An 18,566-nucleotide genomic window follows, 5' to 3' on the forward strand; every position below is an offset into this window, starting at 1 on the left:
GATGCCTCAGACCACGGCGCCAGCGCGGTAGCCCACGCCACGAACCGTTGTCACGATCTTCGGATTATCAGGGTCAAGTTCGACTTTGGCGCGCAACCGCTGCACGTGCACATTGACGAGTCGAGTGTCAGCTTTGTAGTGGTAGCCCCACACCTGTTCGAGCAGCATCTCGCGCGAGAACACCTGTTGCGGCTTGGCGGCGAGAGCGACAAGCAGTTCGAACTCCAATGGCGTCAACGCGATGGGCGCTTCGCCGCGTCGCACCTCGTGCGCGGCAACATCAACGCTGAGATCGCCAATGCGCAATGTGTCGCTTGCCGGCTGACCGCCAGGGCGCAACCGCGTCTTGATGCGTGCAACCAGTTCTTTCGGGTTGAAGGGTTTGACGATGTAGTCGTCAGCGCCCGATTCGAGCCCCTTCACGACGTCAGCGGTGTCGGTGCGTGCGGTCAGCATGATGATGGGAATGCCCGATTCCGCGCGGATTCGCGTGCAGATCTCCACACCATCCATGCCTGGCAGCATGAGGTCAAGCAGAATCAGGTCGGGCCGCTCATTGCGAAAAGCGTCCACGGCAACGGCACCATCGGCGCAAAACAGTGGATCGAATCCTTCCGTGCGCAGCACAATGCCGATCATCTCGGCCAGAGCGGTGTCATCGTCGACTACCAGGATGCGTGAAGTCATCTAACGCGTCTTCCTTTGCGTTCGGCGGGGACCGCAGAAATAGCGCCGTCCCCATGCGCTCCACACAGAATAGTCGACGTCTGCTCAGCATGTGCTGAACCCGAGCCGATGACGATGAATCCGAGCGAATTCCCACTGCGAGGACGTCGCTGGGCTGTGCGACGATAGTGGACATTGCGTGGCGCTTTCCAAGCTTGCGCCGAGGGGAGAGACTGATGACCGCCTATCCCGCATGGACGCCCGCGTCTCGACCGGGAATCATTCCGCTGCACCCCCTGACTTTTGGCACCATCTTGGGCCGTTCGTTCGCTGCCCTGCGCCAGAATCCGCGAGTGCTGTTGGGCTTCGCGCTCGTCGCCCAGGCCGTTGCATACATCGTGCTGACCGTGGCGGTCGGCGCAGTGGCGTGGCTCACGTTCTCGCGCCTCGACACGGTGACTCCGGGCTCGGACGACTTCAACGCCATTCTCGCCGGGTCCATTACGATCACCGCTATCGCGGCCCTCCTGCTCGGACTCGCCGTGGGTGCGCTCACCATTGTTGTGCAGGCGGTTGTCATCGCCGAGGTCGCGCACGCCGCCGTTGCAGAGAAACTCTCGCTCGGCGCGCTATGGCGTCAGATCAAACCCGTCATTGGACGCCTGCTTGCGTACACGGCACTGATGGTCATCGCGGTTATCGTTCTGGTAGCGGTGCTCGGCGGTGCGATACTCGCGCTCGGGCTGGTCGCCGCGCCCCTCGCGGTGGGAGTGGGTATCCTTGTCGCGCTCGCCACCATACCGCTGGCGTGGTGGCTGGGAATCAAGCTGCTCTTGGTACCCGCGGCAATCATCATCGAGCACCAGAGCATCGGCAAGGCGTTGTCACGCTCGTGGGTGCTCACCCGTCGGCGGTTCTGGCGCACGCTCGGTCTCTTGCTGGTCGTGTCACTGATCTTTGGCACGGTCAGCCAGGTGATCAGTTTTCCGCTCGGTCTGCTCAGCTCCGCATTTACCTCGATCATCGCTCCCACTGGCGACCCCGATGCCTCCGCCATCATCGCCATCGTGGTGATTACGCTGTTCGCCCAGATTCTGACGCTGCTGATCCAATCAGTCGCCCTCGTGGTGCAGTCGACCGCAACTGCGATCATCTATATCGATGCGCGCATGCAGCGCGAGGGTCTCGACCTAGACCTTCTCGCATACATCGAGCACCGCGATGCGGGCGCAACCGGGCTGACAGATCCGTACCGGCAGCACATCGGCCGCGAGGTCGAACCCCGCCTGCCAGTGAACCCGTACGCTTTGGCTCCCGCCTCTGCGCCAGGCGCCGACGCCCAGCAGTATCCCCCGCAACCGCCATACCCGGCGCCACCCCAGCCACCGCAATCCACCGCGCCCCCACAGGTCCCGGCTGCCCCGGCATCACCGCCCCCTGCCTCGTCACCCACGACATGGGCAGCCCCCGGTGCCTCAGCAGCGTCGGGCGACAAAACCGCCGACCCGAAATCGCCGTGGAGCTAGCCCGTTTCACTACGTCCATCGCCGCACGCCTTGCGCCGATGGATGCTCCACCGTTGACTCCAGACGAAGAAACGGCGCGACGTTGGGCAGAAGACGAGCTATCGAACCCGATCTATGACATCGCCGAGCCGACCCTGTTTGACCGTGTCGCCCAGTCCGTGGGCGAGTTCATCGGCAATCTGTTCTCACCTCAGCTACCCGGCGAGTTCGGACCGATTGCCGCGGTGGTCGCCGCGATTGTCGTCATCGTTTTGATCGCTGGCGCTTTCGCTATTTGGGGCGTGCCGCGCGCAATCCGTCGTGGCCGAGGTAACCCGCCGGTGCTGTTCGGTGAGAGCGACGCCCGCTCCGCAGCGCAACTGCGCCGAGACGCCGAATCCAAAGCAGCAGCGACAGAGTGGGATCAGGCCATAGTGCTGCGTTTCCGCGCGATCGCTCAGGGCTGCATCGAGCGCGGTGTCGTCAACACTCCACCTGGCGCGACAGTACACGCTTTCGCGCGCGCCGCATCCCCCGTCTTTCCCGCCTCAGCCGACGCGCTTGAATTCGCCGCGACCACGTTCGACGACGTGCGGTACTTGCGCCGTCGCGGCAATGCTGAGCTCTACCGCCAGATAGTCGCCACTGACGATGCGGTAGCCGCCGCCCGCCCCGCCATCGCTGAAGAGGCGCTCGCGTGAGCGTGACCGTGGGCACGCCTCCGACCTCATTGCGCACCCGACTGGCCGGGTGGACGGCCATCGGCCTTGGCATTGTTGCCGTCGGAGCCATCGGAGCCACGCTGTCTGGAATCGGCGAATGGACACAAAGCGGACTGCTCGATCCCGATTCGAACGGCCCGAACGGAACACGAGCGCTGGTCGAGGTGCTCCGTGATCACGCCGTCGATGTGCAGGTGGTTCGAAATCACGCCGATGCAGAACGCGAGTTGAATTCTGCACCCGCCACGCTCGTGCTACTCGACACCCCCGGACTGTCAGACGAGCGTCTGTTGCAGATAGCGGGCGCCGCCGACGACATCGTGCTCGTAGACCCGCGTTCTCGTACCCTTGACCTGCTAGTCGACGGCTCAACAGCAGCCGGCTACGCGCCCGACGAGAGTGTCGCACCGGCGTGCAGTCTCGATGCAGCCCAACGATCAGGCGCAATCACCCCCGGCGCGCTGTTTGCTCCATCATTGGGCGGCGAGAGCTGCTACCCGGCCGGTGAAGGATGGGCGCTCGTGACTGCTGAGCATGCAGACGGAACGACCGTTGCCATTGATGCTCAGGTGCTGTTCACCAACCAATACCTCGCCGACAACGGCAATGCGGCTCTTGCGATCAATCTGATGGGCGGCAACGACCGACTGGTCTGGTACATCCCTGACCCAGATGACACCGACCTCGCCAACACTGATCCCTCGTTGGGCGAGCTCACTCCGCCATGGGTCAGCCCGGTGATCGTGCTCTTACTCGTCTCGGGGCTAGCGGCAGCGATCTGGCGAGGACGCCGCTTCGGTCCGCTCGTCGCCGAGCGGCTGCCAGTGACTGTACGTGCGTCTGAAACGACCGAGGGCCGCGCTCGAATGTACGCCGCGTCGCGCGATGCTCGCCACGCAGCTGATCAACTGCGCATTGCCGCGATCGGGCGTCTCGCGCGTGTTCTTCACCTCGGAGCCCACGCGGATGCCCGTGACGTCGCAGAGGCCGCTGCATCCATCACTGAAAGCGACCGTGTGAACGTTCGCCGAATCCTCCTCGATGACGCACCCACGACTGACGCCGAACTGGTGGCGCTCAGCGAACAGCTTCGCCAACTTGAAGACGCCGTACAGACGGCCGTCCGCCCAGAAAGGAACTCTTCATGAGCGACCCCACTGCGCCGCTTGCAGATACCCCCGCCGACGATGATGCGCTTCGTGAGTCGATGAATCGCGTGCGCCTTGAAGTAGGCAAGGCGGTTATCGGGCAAGAGGGCACGGTCACCGGTCTGCTGATCGCCCTGCTCGCTGGTGGCCATGTGCTGCTTGAGGGCGTGCCCGGAGTCGCCAAGACTCTGCTGGTGCGATCGTTCAGCACCGCACTGGGCCTTGGTACCAAGCGCATTCAGTTCACTCCAGATCTCATGCCCGGTGACGTCTCGGGATCGCTCATCTACGATGCTCGCGCGGGCGAGTTCGAGTTTCGCGAGGGTCCGATCTTCACCAACATCGTGTTGGCCGATGAGATCAACCGCACGCCTCCCAAGACGCAGTCTGCCCTGCTGGAAGCAATGGAAGAGCGTCAAGTGTCGACCGACGGCGTTACGCGCACGCTCCCTGACCCTTTTCTGGTCGCGGCCACTCAGAACCCAGTCGAGCACGAGGGGACGTACACCCTGCCCGAGGCGCAGCTCGACCGTTTCTTGCTCAAGCTGATCATCGATCTGCCCGCGCGCGACGCCGAGTTTGCGGTGCTGCGACGCCACGCCGATGGCTTCAGCCCGCGCGATCTGGCCGGGGCCGGGCTGCAGGCCGTTGCGAGCGCCGACGAAATTCGTGCCGCCCGCGAGGCTGCGGCAACCGTCACGGTCTCTGACGATGTGCTCGGCTACGTGGTGGATCTTGCACAGGCCACGCGCCAAAGTCCTTCAGTGCAACTGGGGGTAAGCCCGCGCGCGTCGACGGCTCTGCTGTCAGCCGCGAAAGCGTGGGCATGGCTCGGCGGCTATCCCGCGATCACACCGGACCACGTTCAGACGATGGTTGTTCCCACCTGGCGTCACCGCATTCGCCTGCGGCCCGACGCCGAGCTCGAGGGGGTCTCGGTCGATGCGGTGCTTGGTTCCGTACTCCAACAGACACGGGTGCCGATCTAGATCATGTATCTCACCGGCCGTCTCCCCCTGCTCGTCGCTCTCGGCGCTCTGCCCGTCGTGCTGCTCTCGTTCGCGGGCATCAGCGCATGGGTCGCCTGCGCCGGGTGGATCCTGCTGTGTGCGGTGCTTGCCGTGGCCGATGCCTCATTTGCCACCAACCCGAACCGGATGAGGGTGTCGCGCTCTGCGCCGGCGAAAGCACGCCTTGACGAGTCGGTCGCCACCGCAGTCACTGTGACAAATCTCGCCGCTCGCACCCTTCACGGCCGTCTGCGCGACGCATGGCAACCGACCGCAGGGGCTTCCGCCGAGCGATACCCGCTGACGATTCCTGCCGGCGAAAGCCGCACCATCACCGTCGCGCTGCGCCCGCGACGACGCGGTGAACTCACTTCGCAGTTCGTGGTGGTGCGCTCTGATGGGCCTCTCCGGCTTGCAGGAAGACAACGCCGGCTCGATTCTGTCGCGGCAATTCGTGTGCTGCCCCCTTTCACCTCGAGGCGACATCTGCCCTCACGCTTGGCTCGCTTGCGTGAGCTCGATGGCAACACGAGTGTGCAGGTGCGCGGGCAGGGCACCGAGTTCGACAGCTTGCGTGAGTACGTGCGCGGCGATGACGTTCGCTCTATCGACTGGCGCGCCACGGCGCGCTCAAGCACCACGATGTTGCGCACCTGGCGGCCCGAGAGAGACCGGCATGTCGCGATTCTCATCGACACCGGGCGCACCTCAGCCGCGCGCGTGGGTGATGGCGTTCGCTTGGATGCCGCGATGGAAGCGGCTTTGCTTCTCGCCGCGCTTGCCACGCGTGCTGGCGATCATGTGCACCTGGTGATGTTCGACCGCGTCGTGCGCGGCCGTGTCACCCGTGTCGACGGCACTGCGCTTCTGCCCGCCCTCGTTGACGCCATGGCGCCCGTAGAACCTCAGTTGATCGATACCGACTGGGATGCCGCGTTCGCAGCCGTACGCGCACTCACGTCTCGACCGTCGCTCGTGGTGGTGCTCACCGCTCAAGATGCGACCGAGGCCGCGAGAGGCTTTCTAGGTTCGCTGCCCGGACTCGCGCAGCGCAGCCACGTGCTCGTCGGTGCCGCCACAGATGAAGAGATTGCCCTTCCCGCACGCGCTACAGCAGAAGAGATCTATCGCCAGGCTGCGCATGAGCGCACGGCGATGGATGCTGCGCGTGTGGTGGCGGCCATTGCTCGCGCCGATGCGGAAGCGATCAGTGCCTCGCCCGATGCCCTGCCGCCAAAAATCGCGGACCGCTATCTGGATCTCAAGGCACAGGGACGCCTCTGAACCGGACAGCCGGTTGCGGCACCGGGTGCGAACCGCGCAGGTCTTGAGACACCTGCGCTCGTACCTGAGTATTTGCTGTGCGAACCGATATGCTCCAGTCGAGGAAAGGAGTCCGCCATGTCGGATACCACTACAACGCCGAGCACGGCGAACAAGCTTGTTGCCGAGGCCCTCGGCACGTTCTTGCTCGTCTTCGGGTCAATCGGGGCTGCTCTATTCGCTGCTGACTTCGGTACGGGCGCCAACGGCACATCGCTAGGAATCGGATTCCTGGGCGTCTCCCTCGCGTTCGGTCTGACCGTCATGGCCGGCATCTACGCATGGGGAGCGATCTCGGGCGGCCACTTCAACCCGGCAGTTACCTTCGGTCTTGCCGCGGCTGGCCGCTTCGCGTGGAAAGACGTTCCTGCCTACATCATCGCGCAGATCGTCGGTGGCGCGGTGGCCACTACCCTGCTCGTGCTGATCGGCACCTTCGGACCCGAAGGGTGGCTGAGCAATGCTCAAAACGGCGGTTTCGCCAGCAATGGCTTCGGCGAGGGCTCGCCCGGCGGCTTCGGTCTCGGTGCCGCGATAACGGCCGAGATTCTGTTCACCGCGATCTTCGTGGTCATCATCTTGGGGGTCACAAACAGCAAGCGGGGCACCCCCGCCATGGCAGGTCTCGTGATTGGCCTCACCCTGACCCTGATTCACCTCGCATCGATCCCGATCGACAACACATCGGTGAACCCGGCGCGCTCGATTGCAACGGCGATCTATGGCGGCGCACTGCCTCTCGCGCAGCTGTGGGTCTTCATCGTCTTCCCACTGATCGGTGGACTGCTCGGTGGCTTCTTGCACCGTGCGCTGTTCGAGTCCCCCGCACTTCCAGAGGCGCAAGCAGAAGCCCGCGTGAAGTAACGCGGTCAAGGAGAACGGCCCGTTCCCACTGAGTGGGAACGGGCCGTTTTGCTATGCGCAGATCAGACGAGGTCGAAGCGGTCGAGCTCGGTGACCTTGGTCCAGGCGGCGACGAAGTCGTGCACGAACTTCTCGCTGGCGTCATCGCTCGCGTAGACCTCAGCGAGAGCGCGCAGCTCAGAGTTCGAGCCGAACAGCAGGTCGACGCGCGTACCGACGCCGACCATCTGGCCGCTGCCTTCCTTGGTGCCCGCAAACGCGTGCGCGCCGGGATCAACGCTCTTCCACGTGGTGCCGAGATCGAGCAGGTTCACAAACACGTCGTTCGTGAGCACGCCGACGCGCTCGGTGAACACACCGTGGTTCGAACCATCCCAATTCGCACCCAGCGCGCGAAGACCGCCAACGAGCACGGTCATCTCAGGAGCGCTCAGCGTGAGCAGGTTCGCGCGGTCAACCAGGTGGTGTTCCTGCGGCAAGAAGGCCTTGGGCCCGTAGTAGTTGCGGAAACCATCAGCCACCGGCTCCATGTACTCGAACGAGAGCACATCAGTCTGCTCCTGTGTGGCATCGGTGCGGCCCGGGTGGAACGGCACCTCAACGGACACACCGGCGTCGTGCGCGGCCTTTTCCACGGCAGCATTCCCTGCGAGCACGAGCAGATCTGCGATTGAAACCTGCTTGCCATCGGTGCGGTCAGCATTGAAGCTCTGCTGCACACCTTCGAGGGCACTCAGCACGGTCTGCAACTGCGCTGGATTGTTGACTTCCCAGTCCTTTTGAGGAGCGAGGCGAATACGCGCTCCGTTGATGCCACCACGCTTGTCGCTGCCACGGAACGACGAGGCAGCCGCCCAGGTGGTGCCGACGAGCTGCGATACGCTCAGGCCGAGTTCGAGAATCTGCGCCTTCAACGCAGCTGCATCCGTCGCGTCGATGAGCTCGTGGTCCACTGCCGGAACCGGGTCTTGCCAGATGAGCTTTTCTGACGGCACCTCGGCACCAAGATAGCGTGCGATCGGGCCCATGTCGCGGTGAGTGAGCTTGAACCAGGCGCGTGCGAAAGCATCGGCGAAGGCCTCAGGGTCTTCGGAGAACTTCTTTGAAATCGGCCCATACACCGGGTCAAATCGCAGCGCCAAGTCACTCGTCAGCATGCGCGGCTCGCGACGCGTGCTGGCATCGTGCGCCATCGGCACCATGTCATCACCAGCGCCGTCTTTCGGGCGCCACTGGTGGGCACCCGCGGGGCTCGTCATCAGCTCCCATTCGTATGCGAACAGGATGTGGAAGAACTCGTTGTCCCAGCGCGTCGGGTGGTAGGTCCAGGTCACTTCGAGGCCCGAGGTGATCTGGTCGTCGCCCTTGCCTGTGCCGTTGTTGTTCTTCCAACCAAGACCCTGCATTTCAAGCCCAGCAGCCTCAGGGTTGTCTTCGAGGTTGGTGTCGGGGGCCGCGCCGTGGGTCTTGCCGAACGTGTGGCCACCAGCGATCAAAGCGACGGTTTCCTCGTCGTTCATTGCCATGCGGCTGAACGTCTCGCGAATATCGCGCGCCGACAGCAACGGGTCAGGGTTGCCGTTCGGGCCTTCGGGGTTGACGTAGATAAGTCCCATCTGCACGGCCGCGAGTGGACGCTCCAGGTCGCGGTCTCCGGAGTAGCGTTCGTCAGCGAGCCAGGTGCTCTCGGGGCCCCAGTACACGTCGTCATCCGGCTCCCATACGTCGGGGCGTCCACCCGCGTAGCCGAAGGTCTTGAAGCCCATCGACTCGAGCGCGACGTTGCCGGCGAGAATCATGAGGTCAGCCCACGACAGGTTCTGACCGTACTTCTTCTTGACTGGCCACAGCAGGCGACGCGCCTTGTCGAGGCCCACGTTGTCGGGCCAGCTGTTCAGCGGAGCGAAGCGCTGCTGGCCCGCGCCGCCACCGCCGCGGCCGTCGGTAACGCGGTAGGTTCCCGCGCTGTGCCACGCCATGCGAATCGCCAACGGGCCGTAGTGACCGAAGTCCGCAGGCCACCAGTCCTGCGAGGTGGTCAGCGTGTCTTCAATGTCTTTCTTCACGGCAACAAGATCGAGCGTGTTGAACGCCGCGGCATAGTCGAAGTCTTCACCGAGGGGGTTGGAGACCGCGGGGTTTTTCGCGAGGATCTTGAGGTTGAGCTGGTTGGGCCACCACACGCGGTTCGCTGACCCCGTGGTGGGGTGGGGCTGATCGCCGTGGATGACCGGGCACGAACCCGCGTCTTCGTTGGGCCGGGGGCGAGTTTCGCCGTCTTCGCGCTCGTTGACGGGGGTGTCGATGGGGGTGACGGCCTGATCAATGTCGGTCGGGTTGGTGCCGATTGGCTCGGCTCCCTCGTGATCGTGACTCATGTCTTTCCTTCCTCTCGGGTGGGCGATGATTTAAAGCGGGGATGCTGCGCAGTCGGGGCACACGCCCCAGAACGTGACTTCTGCAGCCTCGACGGCAAAACCGTGCGATTCAGATGGCGCAAGGCACGGCGCCGCACCGACGACGCAGTCAACGTCTTCGACCTTGCCGCACTGCGAGCAGACAAGGTGATGGTGGTTGTCGCTCACGCGGAGTTCATACAGGCGTGGGCGGCCAGCGGGTTCGATCTGACGCGCAAGTCCCGCACCGACGAAGTCGGCGAGCGCGTTGTAGACCGACTGCAGACTGGTCTGCGGCAGGCGTGCGCTGACCTGCCGAAACAGCTCATCGGCGCTTGCGTGCGGATGCTCCCCCAACGCGTCGACAACAGCGCGACGTGAATCCGTCACGCGCAAACCGGCGTGGCGGATCAGATCGGCAGAAGCCAGTGCGGAGGACATGGCCCAACACTATCGCTATTTTGAATGATCCAAAACAAACGGATGCTGAACATTACCCGGCAGTCAAGGTTGGCGTTCCCGCTTGCCACTCATCCAAGTCTCCGGTTTCACCCCGGCGATGCGCGCGAGAACCGACCCACAGCATATAGAACACGAACAGCCCCAGTGCCGTTGCTCCGATGCCGATCTTCAAAGCCCACGGCCACGGTTGCGCGGTCACGAACCCTTCCAGCAATCCTGCAACAGCGAGCGCGAACACGAGGCCGATCGCGACAGTCGCCAGCGAACGACCGGCGCTCGCCAGGGCTTCGCCTCTGCGACGCGTCCCCGGAGCAACCCATGCCCAGAAGATCTGCAGGCCCGCGGCAGCGGCGACGAAGATGCACGTCAGCTCGAGCAGTCCGTGCGGGAGGATGAACAACACGAAGACGTCAGCGCGGTCGAACGCGGCAAGCACCGCGGCCGCAGTTCCCACGCCAACCGCGTTTTGCACCAGCACCATAATCGGCCAAATGCCGGTGATCCCGAATAGCACGCACTGCGCCGCAATCCATGCGTTGTTGGTCCAGACCGTGCCCGCGAATACTGCCGCCGGGTTCTCGCTGTAGTACGCCGTGAAATCGTTTTCTGCGTACTGCTCAAGCTGAGCGCGCCCGCCAAGGCTGGCAACCAGAGTCGGATCGGCTGAGATCCACACCGCCACGATCGCGACCACGCCAACGAAAAGCATGGCGATAATCAACGTCAGCCACCGCAATCGGTAGAGCGCGGCTGGAAGCTGCAGGGCGAAGAACCGAGGAATCTGGCGAAGCACATTCTCGGGTGCCCGTGTGAGTCGAAGCCGGGCACGGGCCAGCATTGTTGAAATGTGGTCTCCCACGGCGCTGCGCCCCGCAGCTGTTTTCACCTCGGCGAGGTCGGCAGCGGCCGAGCGATAGCGCGTAACCAGCTCGTCGATCTCGGCACCGTCGAGCTGGCGGGTGCGACTCAGTTCGTCGAGCCGCTCCCACTCATGCCGGCGCGCAGCCGTAAGCGCATCGGGATCCATTTGATTTACTGTACCCATGCCTGCCGCCAACGTCTCGATTGTCCAGATCCATCAAGACGAAGTACTCACGGGCGAAGCAGTCGCTCTCGACGTTCAGCCTCTGGGGTTCTTCATGAGAGCGCTCGGGGTCATCATCGACATGGCAGCGAGCCTGGCGATCATTCTGCTGTTCGTGCTGTTGGCAACGGGGCTGTCGTCGGCGGGCATGATCACCGATGCCGTCCTACCGATCGTGTCGATCGTGATGGCCGTGCTCGTATTGGTCGTCTTGCCCACCGTTGTCGAGACGGTATCTCGCGGCCGCAGCCTAGGGCGTCTCGCGGTCGGCGGTCGCATCGTGCGAGCCGACGGTGGCGCAGCCAGCTTCAGGCACGCCTTCATCCGCGCACTGGTCGGAGTCCTGGAACTGTGGATGACCTTCGGTGCGATTGCAGCGCTCGTCGGCGCGTTCACGCCGAGGTCCCAACGTTTGGGTGATCTCCTCGCGGGAACATACTCTGAGCGCACGCGCACCCCACCGCTGGCTGTACCTCAGGTTGATGTGCCAGCCCCACTCGCCGCCTGGGCGGAGCTCGCGGATGTCGCACGGCTACCTGACCGGCTCTCACGGCGCATCGCGCAGTTCATCTCATCTTGCGAACGTCTTGAGCCCAGCGCGCGTCAGCGGTTGGCGGCATCCCTCGCCGAAGAAGCCGCTGATTTCGTCTCTCCTGTTCCGCAATCAGACCCCGAGACCTTCCTTCGCGCCGTGAGCGCCCTCAGATATCACCGCGAACTGCGAGCGCTTCAGCTCGAGGCGGCGCGAGTCGGGGCGCTCGACTCTGCCTCGACAACTCCGAGGGGCTTCCCCGAGCGCTGAGACTCAGTAGCGGTAGTGGTCGAGCTTGTACGGCCCATCGACCGGAACGCCGATGTAGGCGGCTTGGTGCGGCGTGAGCGTGGTCAGTTCCACTCCCAGGGCGTCGAGGTGCAATCGCGCTACCTTCTCGTCGAGCGCCTTCGGCAAGGTGTAGACGCCGATGGGATAGGCCTCGGTCCGAACATAGAGTTCAATCTGCGCAAGAACCTGGTTGGTGAACGACGCGCTCATCACGAATGACGGGTGGCCCGTCGCGTTTCCGAGGTTCATCAAACGCCCCTCGCTCAGCACGAGAACGCTGCGGCCGGTGGGGAGGCGCCACTCGTGCACCTGTGGCTTGATTTCAACGCGCTCGACACCGTCGATCGCCGCCAGTCCTGCCATGTCGATCTCATCGTCGAAGTGTCCGACGTTCGCGACGATTGCGAGGTGCTTGAGCGACAGCAAGTGCTCAGCCGTGACAACGTGGGTGTTGCCTGTGCCGGTGACGATGATGTCGATGTCACCGATCACCGACTCAAGCTTGGCAACCTGAAAGCCGTCCATCGCTGCCTGCAACGCGCAGATCGGGTCAACCTCGCCGACAATAACGCGCGCGCCCTGACCGCGCAGTGCTTCAGCCGACCCTTTGCCCACATCGCCGTAGCCGGCAACGAACACGACCTTGCCGCCCATGAGCACATCGGTTGCCCGGTTGAGTCCGTCAGGCAGCGAGTGGCGAATTCCATAGGTGTTATCGAACTTCGACTTGGTTACAGAGTCGTTCACGTTGATCGCCGGGAAAAGCAGTGATCCCGCCGCAGCGAGCTCATACAGCCGGTGCACGCCCGTCGTTGTCTCCTCGGTCACTCCGATCAGCCCCTCGGCCATGCGAGTGAAGCGCTGGGAATCGTTCGCGAGGCTGGCGCGCAGCGAGGCCAGCACGATGCCGTACTCCTCTGTATCGTCGGTCGTTGCCTCGGGAACCGCGCCAGCTTTTTCAAACTCGACACCTTTGTGCACGTAAAGTGTGGCGTCGCCCCCGTCGTCGAGAATCAGGTTGGGGCCGTCGAAGCCCTCGTCGCTCCAGTCGAAGATTCTGTCGGCGAGACGCCAATACTCTTCGAGCGTTTCGCCCTTCCAGGCGAATACGGGCACGCCCGCGGGATCATCAACGGTGCCTTCGGGACCAACGACGACGGCGGCTGCGGCCTCGTCTTGGGTCGAGAAGATATTGCAGCTCGCCCAGCGCACCTGCGCCCCCAGTGCCACCAAAGTCTCGATCAGCACCGCGGTTTGCACGGTCATGTGCAACGACCCGGCGATGCGGGCGCCCTTCAGTGGCTGCTCGGCGCCGAACTCTTCGCGCAGCGACATGAGCCCTGGCATCTCGTTCTCGGCGAGGCGTAGCTGGTGACGGCCCGCCTCGGCGAGCGCCAGATCGGCGATCTCGAAAGCAAATGGGCGGACAGGCGCCACGGTGGCAGAGGTGTTCGACATTCCACCATTGTTTCACCTGGCAGAGCCGATCGGCCACCTAGTCGCGCCCGGCGAAACTCACTCGCGTGACCTGATTCAGGCGCGGAGCGTCTCGTGCCGCACGACGGTCCAGCCTTTGGGCACCGAGAGACGTTCGGTGTGAATCGCGCAAAGATCGTGTGCGTGCGGGTTCACTTCAAGACCAAGCGGGCCCAGCGCTGCCATCTGGTCGGGATAGTCGTAAGTCAGGGTCGTCACAGCCTCGCGGGCACAACCCACTTTGGAACACAATCTCTCGCGCATCGGCCCAACGCTAGCGTGCCCCCCGCCCGGCATCGGGGTGCCGCGCCGACGGCGCCGCCTCGCACCTAAGATGGGGACATGATGTGGCGGCGCACTCGAGAACCCGAGCCTGAGCCGCGGCGTATGTCTCGCCACGGTCGCCACGGCCGCCTGGGCCGCAGCCCGGTCATTCGGCCGCCGCTGCCACCCCTGGAAACACGCATGGAGCGGTTCGATCTGGCAGTCGGCACATCGGCGGAGTTTTTGCGTTCGGCGTGGCCCGAGTTGCGAGAAGTGCGGTTCGAGGTTGCCGACATGCCGCACGCCAGCACCGAGCACGGGATTCCCCGCTGGACGGTGCTGCGCGATGCGAAGCGAATCATTCTCTACCGGTTGCCGATCGAACGACTGAGCCACTTGCACCGCAACGATGATCTGCACAAGAGGATCATGATCGAAGGGTGCGTGTTTCGCGCCGCCGCAGAGTACCTCGAACGCGACCCGTGGGATCTCGGCCCGGATCGCTTCCGCTTTTAGCCGCCCAGGTTACGGGTAGACGGTGATCGGAAGAGCCGCAGCATCCGCCGCCCAAATGGGAAAGCCCGCGAGCGCTCCGTCACCGCTCATCGATAGCCCCGCGCGCACGCCCACTCCGCCCGGGTCGAGCTGGTAGACGGTGCGAGCTTCAAGTCTGGTGCTTCTCGACGATCCCGCTGGCACCGCGAGTTCGAGCCGAAACTCGCCATCGTCCGAGACGATCGTCACCGTGGCGTCTTCAGCAGCATCGTTCACGAGGGTCAACACAGGAGCAGGGCCCGTTGGCGCGGCAAACAGACTCGGCGTGTCGATCCGCGGCGCCGAGGCGTACCAGGCGAAATCGTCGCCCTCATCTTCTCCGGAGGCCTGGCGCACGGCCGCGACCACAGGGGCGTCGGCCGAAACGGCCACCGAGTACGTGCCGACTGCCAGGTCGCCGAGGTCGACTTCGACAGGAATTCCCTCACTGAGCGGGACCGTCTGCGCGTCGGAGTAAGGGTCAATCGCTCCAGACTGCGTCACCGTCACCGTTGCTGTGGCCGAGGCGCCGGCGGACAGAACTCGAAGTATCGAGCTACTACCGCTTGTGCCCCCTTCGCCCGGGGCCGCAGCCACCTGCACGCCGACGACGTGCTGTTCCGTCGCTGCTTGTGCGATCGAGCCGACCTGGTCAACCCCTACCGCGACGAGAGTGCGAGTGAGGCTCGTCTGCAGGGAAGCATGCACGGGGGTACCCACCGCCGTGACGCGAACGACCGGGCTCTCTTCACCCAACAGCAAGCCAGCGAGGGGGAACACGCGCTGCGTCTTGGCGGGAAGCACCTGCTCAGACCCGCCCGGTGGTGTGATCATGCCGTCCGCGCCGAAAACGGTTAGCTCGACAGTCGCTGCGACATCGCCCGGGTTCGAGACAACGACGAGATCGGCGGCGCCAGTTGACGCGGATCCTCCGACCAGCCAGGACTCAAGGAGCGCCGGCTGACATGCAGAAGCCGCATAGCCGCTGAGATCCTCGGTTGTCACCGTGGTCGCGCCTGAGGCGGCGACGTCGGTGCGAACTCGGTTCTGCGGCTCAGCCGTGAACGCGAGGGGTCCGTTCTCGCCCGATGACACGCTGGATTGAAGCGATTCCTCGAGGGGCTCGGGGAAGCCTGCCAAGACGCCACTGGTGACGCTCTGCGTCGCAGCTAGAGCGAGCCCCGCAGCATCTGCGGCATCAACCCCGATCGACACGAGGCCGCCATCGCACACCAACACCGAATCCGACGCTGCGGGAAGCGCCTCAACCTGCACGGGTTCGTGCGCGAGTGTTGGCCACGGCAGCGAGATCGCTGTCACTACGGCGACTACCGCTGCCACCGATACCAGAGTGCCTGCGAGCATGCGTGTGCTCGATGTGGCGAGTCGAAATGGACGCCGATCGCTCATCGCCCCTCCTGCCAGTAGGGTCCGACGACGCGAGGTGCTCGACGCGCCGCGCGCCGTGTCGCTGCGGTCGGAATCGCCAGCAGCACAGCGATACCGACGATAGCGAGCTGGCTGATAGCGACAATCGTCGTCATGGCCTGCGTCTCTTCGCTCGGTGCGGCACGCTCTGATACCTCTGCAACCACGCGCCAGAGTTCACCCTTGGCCGTCTCGCCCACGCCTTCGAGCGTGTCTCGCTGGTTGAGCGATGTCGTTGCTGACAGGCGAAGAGCGCGCGCGGCTGGAGTCTCGTCACCGTCGTCGCTCGCGAGCAACACGAAACTGATGCCTTGGGCTGCGAGTTCTTCGATCGCTGCGCTGTCTGTCGACGTGACGAGGTCAGCGGCGAGGCTGCCAGTCAGCTCGTTTTGCTCGGTCGCGGTGGTTTGCGTTGAGATCACGGTCGACTGGCCGCCCAGCGTCTCGCTGCCACCCCAGACGTACTGTGCGGCAAGTCCGCCACCGCTTTGCGGGGTAAGCACCAGTGTGCCCACGTTCGGGTCGTCTCGACCTTCGGCTGCGATGTAGGCGGGCAGTGTCGACACATCGCCTCTGTCCAGATAGGCGGTGCCGCGTGCCATGGCGGTGAGAGAGGGGACGGCCAAGACGATGATCGCCAGCGAAACGACGACTGCACCCGCTGCACGAGCGGCACGAAGCCGTGGGGCAAGGGCGGCGTCGAGGGTCACCAGCGCTCCACCCAGCACGCCGAGCCAGGCAAGGCTCAACGCGGCCCCCGGCCAGAGTGCAATGACCTCGGATTCGTCGAACACCACGGCGATGCCGACGGCCGCGAATGCCGTTCCCAGCCCCAGTGCCGTGACAACGAGCAAGGCGATGCCGGAAGCCCACCGCTGCGAAAGCGGGGCGGCCAGCGCAAGAAGCGCTAGTGGCACCACGAGCAGTGGCACCCACCACGCGCTCCCCTCAGGCAGCAGAGTCGTCCAGCCGGCGATGTCGAACGTAGGAATACCGGCCGCGAGCAACGAGCGCCCCGCGGCATCTGCTACAACCTGAGGCCCGGCCCATGCCACCCCCGGATCGGCGAGCAGCACCCAACCGTCGCCTGTGGCGATGGCATGCCAGATCAAGGGTGCAAAGAAGACAGCAGTGGGAACGAGCAACCAAACGACCCTCGATGCACCTCGCCCACTCGGCATAAACACGACGAGCAGCAGCATCATCACCCACAGCGCTACGAAGGCCGGCGCCAGCGAAGGCGAAGCAGCAATCACGCCCACCAGAATCAGGGATGCTGCGCCCGCTCCAGTCCACGAGCGGTGCGCGACCGAGGCTGCTGTGAACAGCCACGGCAGCAGCAAATGCACGATGACGGCGGTCGGCCTGCCATCGACGAGCGCGACGAGGAACGTGGGCGCCAGCGCCCACGCGATTCCCGCAGTCACACGCAATACAGAACGTTCGGTGACACGGGTAGCCATGAACCACCCACCGAGCGCCGCGAGCGGCAGCGCGAGAATCCAGAGCACCACAATCGCCTGCGAGGGTTGCCACGGCGTTGTCGATCCAATCAGCGCGACCACCGTCGCAAAAGGATCAGCTGGGGCCACCACGTTCCAGCCGAGGCTGAGCTGGCCATATGACGCGTCTGCCCACAGCCTGCTGACGGTTGTTCGCAACGGCTGCAACGCGCCACCGCCGAGCACCGGCCATGCAAGCAGCGCAGGAAACGCCACCACCGATGTGGCCAGGGCGGCCAGCACAAGCCACGCCCCACCGCCGGTGAAGAATCTCAGATCACGGCGCGTCGGTACCGTCGGCGATTCTCCCCCTTCGTCAGTGCCGAACACTTCGCGCAGCTGCGAACCCGTGACGCGAAGGGGCACCAGTTGCGACCACGGAACCCGCTTGACCTCGGCGAGCCGCCGCCGCGAGCGGAAGATGGCGAGAGGCCTTCCGAATGCGCTGAGCGCCGCCCACCATTCCGGGCCGATCAGCGAGGGCTGCTTGCGGAAGAGGAGCAGCACCGTGTTCCACGCTGCCAGCGGAAGTATCGACAGCCACAGCAATATGGCGGCGACCGGGTTCGCATAGACCACACGACGGTGCAGCTGTGCCGTGCGACCGATATAGGCTGCGCGCTGCCGCCGCTGAGGCGAGATGGGCGCGGGAACGCCTGCCACACCATCGCCGGAAGTCGCGACACGCGCTCGCGGCACGATCGATACTCGACCCGAAGCAAGACGCGCACGCACACCAAGATCGAGTCCCTGGTCGGCGCCGAGCAATGCGGCATCCAAACCGCCCAGGTCGCGCCACGCATCGGCGCGCACCAATATCGCGCGAACGTCCGCGCCCAGAATATCTTCACGGCTATCGTGCTGACCCTGATCAAGCTGGCCCTCGGCGTGCACGACCGTGCGTCCGAAGCGCGTCATCGTCACGCCCATCGAAGCCAGTTCGGATCGATCGTTCCAGCGCGTCAGTTTCGGCGCGACGAACGCCAGCGAAGGTGCAAGCTCGAGCGCAGAAACCAGGTGCGTGAGGGCGTCTGCCTCTGGAGCGGTGTCTTGTGCCAGCAGCCAGAGAGCATCTTCATCGATGTCGCTCGTTGCCGCGGCCACTGCCGCGGCATAGCCGGTGTTCAGCGAGAGAGTGCGAATGTGGGTGGGGGTGGCATCTCGTGCGATGCGGTCGAGCTCTTCGTCCGCGCCGCACAGCACTATTGTCAGCGCGTCAACTGGGCGGCGCAGCGCTGCGATCGCGGCAAGAGTTCGTCGTAGATGGAGGGCTGCAGGGGTGCGCCCATCAGGGCGTACAACGACGACTGCGTGAACTCGGGCGGGCATGGCGTGGTCAGACTAAGCCGAGATGCTCGC

General features: G+C 64.4%; 16 protein-coding genes. 8 read left to right on the forward strand and 8 right to left on the reverse strand.

The features are described from left to right. Positions 1-6: 6 nt before the first annotated feature. Positions 7-687 (reverse strand): MtrAB system response regulator MtrA, encoded by a 681-nt coding sequence (gene mtrA, locus AB0O81_RS03515; RefSeq protein ID WP_363581290.1) that lies wholly within the window; start codon positions 685-687, stop codon positions 7-9. Between the two features lie 215 nt (positions 688-902). On the opposite strand from mtrA, the gene AB0O81_RS03520 reads away from it, so the two are divergent. From AB0O81_RS03520 to aqpZ, 6 genes are all read left to right on the forward strand, one after another. Further along, positions 903-2,192 (forward strand): glycerophosphoryl diester phosphodiesterase membrane domain-containing protein, encoded by a 1,290-nt coding sequence (locus AB0O81_RS03520; RefSeq protein ID WP_363581292.1) that lies wholly within the window; start codon positions 903-905, stop codon positions 2,190-2,192. Positions 2,193-2,230: 38 nt separating this feature from the next. Continuing rightward, the gene (locus AB0O81_RS03525) at positions 2,231-2,872 is read left to right on the forward strand and encodes a DUF4129 domain-containing protein (RefSeq protein ID WP_363581294.1); all 642 of its coding nucleotides are present in this window, start codon (positions 2,231-2,233) and stop codon (positions 2,870-2,872) included. Then, a complete protein-coding gene (locus tag AB0O81_RS03530; protein WP_363581296.1) occupies positions 2,869-4,041 on the forward strand; it encodes a DUF4350 domain-containing protein in 1,173 nt (390 codons plus the stop codon). The genes AB0O81_RS03525 and AB0O81_RS03530 overlap by 4 nt, the downstream gene beginning before the upstream one ends. Continuing rightward, positions 4,038-5,030, forward strand: a complete 993-nt coding sequence (locus AB0O81_RS03535; RefSeq protein ID WP_363581298.1) for a MoxR family ATPase — start codon at positions 4,038-4,040, stop codon at positions 5,028-5,030. Before AB0O81_RS03530 ends, AB0O81_RS03535 begins: the two co-directional genes overlap by 4 nt. A 3-nt stretch (positions 5,031-5,033) precedes the next feature. Beyond that, on the forward strand, positions 5,034-6,335 hold the full coding sequence (locus AB0O81_RS03540) for a DUF58 domain-containing protein (RefSeq protein WP_363581300.1): 1,302 nt from the start codon (positions 5,034-5,036) through the stop codon (positions 6,333-6,335). A gap of 117 nt (positions 6,336-6,452) precedes the next feature. Beyond that, positions 6,453-7,238, forward strand: coding sequence for an aquaporin Z (gene aqpZ / locus AB0O81_RS03545; RefSeq protein WP_363581302.1), 786 nt, complete (start codon positions 6,453-6,455; stop codon positions 7,236-7,238). A gap of 62 nt (positions 7,239-7,300) precedes the next feature. Here the strand turns inward: aqpZ and katG are convergent, their stop codons facing one another. Genes katG through AB0O81_RS03560 form a run of 3 tightly spaced genes read right to left on the reverse strand, consistent with a single transcriptional unit; the run spans position 7,301 to position 11,123 of the window. Then, positions 7,301-9,616, reverse strand: a complete 2,316-nt coding sequence (katG, locus tag AB0O81_RS03550) for a catalase/peroxidase HPI (protein WP_363581305.1) — start codon at positions 9,614-9,616, stop codon at positions 7,301-7,303. 30 nt (positions 9,617-9,646) lie between these two features. Beyond that, entirely contained in the window at positions 9,647-10,075 is a 429-nt protein-coding gene (locus AB0O81_RS03555; protein WP_363581307.1) for a Fur family transcriptional regulator, read from the reverse strand. A gap of 52 nt (positions 10,076-10,127) precedes the next feature. Further along, the gene (locus AB0O81_RS03560; RefSeq protein ID WP_363581309.1) at positions 10,128-11,123 is read right to left on the reverse strand and encodes a stage II sporulation protein M; all 996 of its coding nucleotides are present in this window, start codon (positions 11,121-11,123) and stop codon (positions 10,128-10,130) included. Positions 11,124-11,139: 16 nt separating this feature from the next. Here AB0O81_RS03560 and AB0O81_RS03565 point away from each other — a divergent pair, with 16 nt between their 5' ends. Beyond that, the gene (locus AB0O81_RS03565; protein ID WP_363581311.1) at positions 11,140-11,982 is read left to right on the forward strand and encodes an RDD family protein; all 843 of its coding nucleotides are present in this window, start codon (positions 11,140-11,142) and stop codon (positions 11,980-11,982) included. Positions 11,983-11,985: 3 nt separating this feature from the next. Here AB0O81_RS03565 and ahcY read toward each other — a convergent pair whose 3' ends face one another. Further along, positions 11,986-13,461, reverse strand: coding sequence for an adenosylhomocysteinase (ahcY, locus tag AB0O81_RS03570; RefSeq protein WP_363581312.1), 1,476 nt, complete (start codon positions 13,459-13,461; stop codon positions 11,986-11,988). A 75-nt stretch (positions 13,462-13,536) separates the two neighbouring features. Then, positions 13,537-13,743 carry a DUF3499 family protein gene (locus AB0O81_RS03575; protein WP_363581314.1) on the reverse strand — a complete coding sequence of 69 codons (207 nt, stop codon included), beginning with the start codon at positions 13,741-13,743 and terminating at the stop codon, positions 13,537-13,539. A gap of 123 nt (positions 13,744-13,866) precedes the next feature. Here AB0O81_RS03575 and AB0O81_RS03580 point away from each other — a divergent pair, with 123 nt between their 5' ends. Then, the gene (locus tag AB0O81_RS03580) at positions 13,867-14,259 is read left to right on the forward strand and encodes a metallopeptidase family protein (RefSeq protein WP_363581767.1); all 393 of its coding nucleotides are present in this window, start codon (positions 13,867-13,869) and stop codon (positions 14,257-14,259) included. Positions 14,260-14,268: 9 nt separating this feature from the next. Here AB0O81_RS03580 and AB0O81_RS03585 read toward each other — a convergent pair whose 3' ends face one another. After that, positions 14,269-15,687, reverse strand: coding sequence for a DUF5719 family protein (locus AB0O81_RS03585; RefSeq protein WP_363581316.1), 1,419 nt, complete (start codon positions 15,685-15,687; stop codon positions 14,269-14,271). Continuing rightward, the gene (locus AB0O81_RS03590; RefSeq protein ID WP_363581318.1) at positions 15,684-18,536 is read right to left on the reverse strand and encodes a glycosyltransferase; all 2,853 of its coding nucleotides are present in this window, start codon (positions 18,534-18,536) and stop codon (positions 15,684-15,686) included. The genes AB0O81_RS03585 and AB0O81_RS03590 overlap by 4 nt, the downstream gene beginning before the upstream one ends. Positions 18,537-18,566 lie beyond the last annotated feature (30 nt).

This window comes from Microbacterium sp. NPDC076911 (genome assembly GCF_040687125.1).
GTDB lineage: Bacteria > Actinomycetota > Actinomycetes > Actinomycetales > Microbacteriaceae > Microbacterium.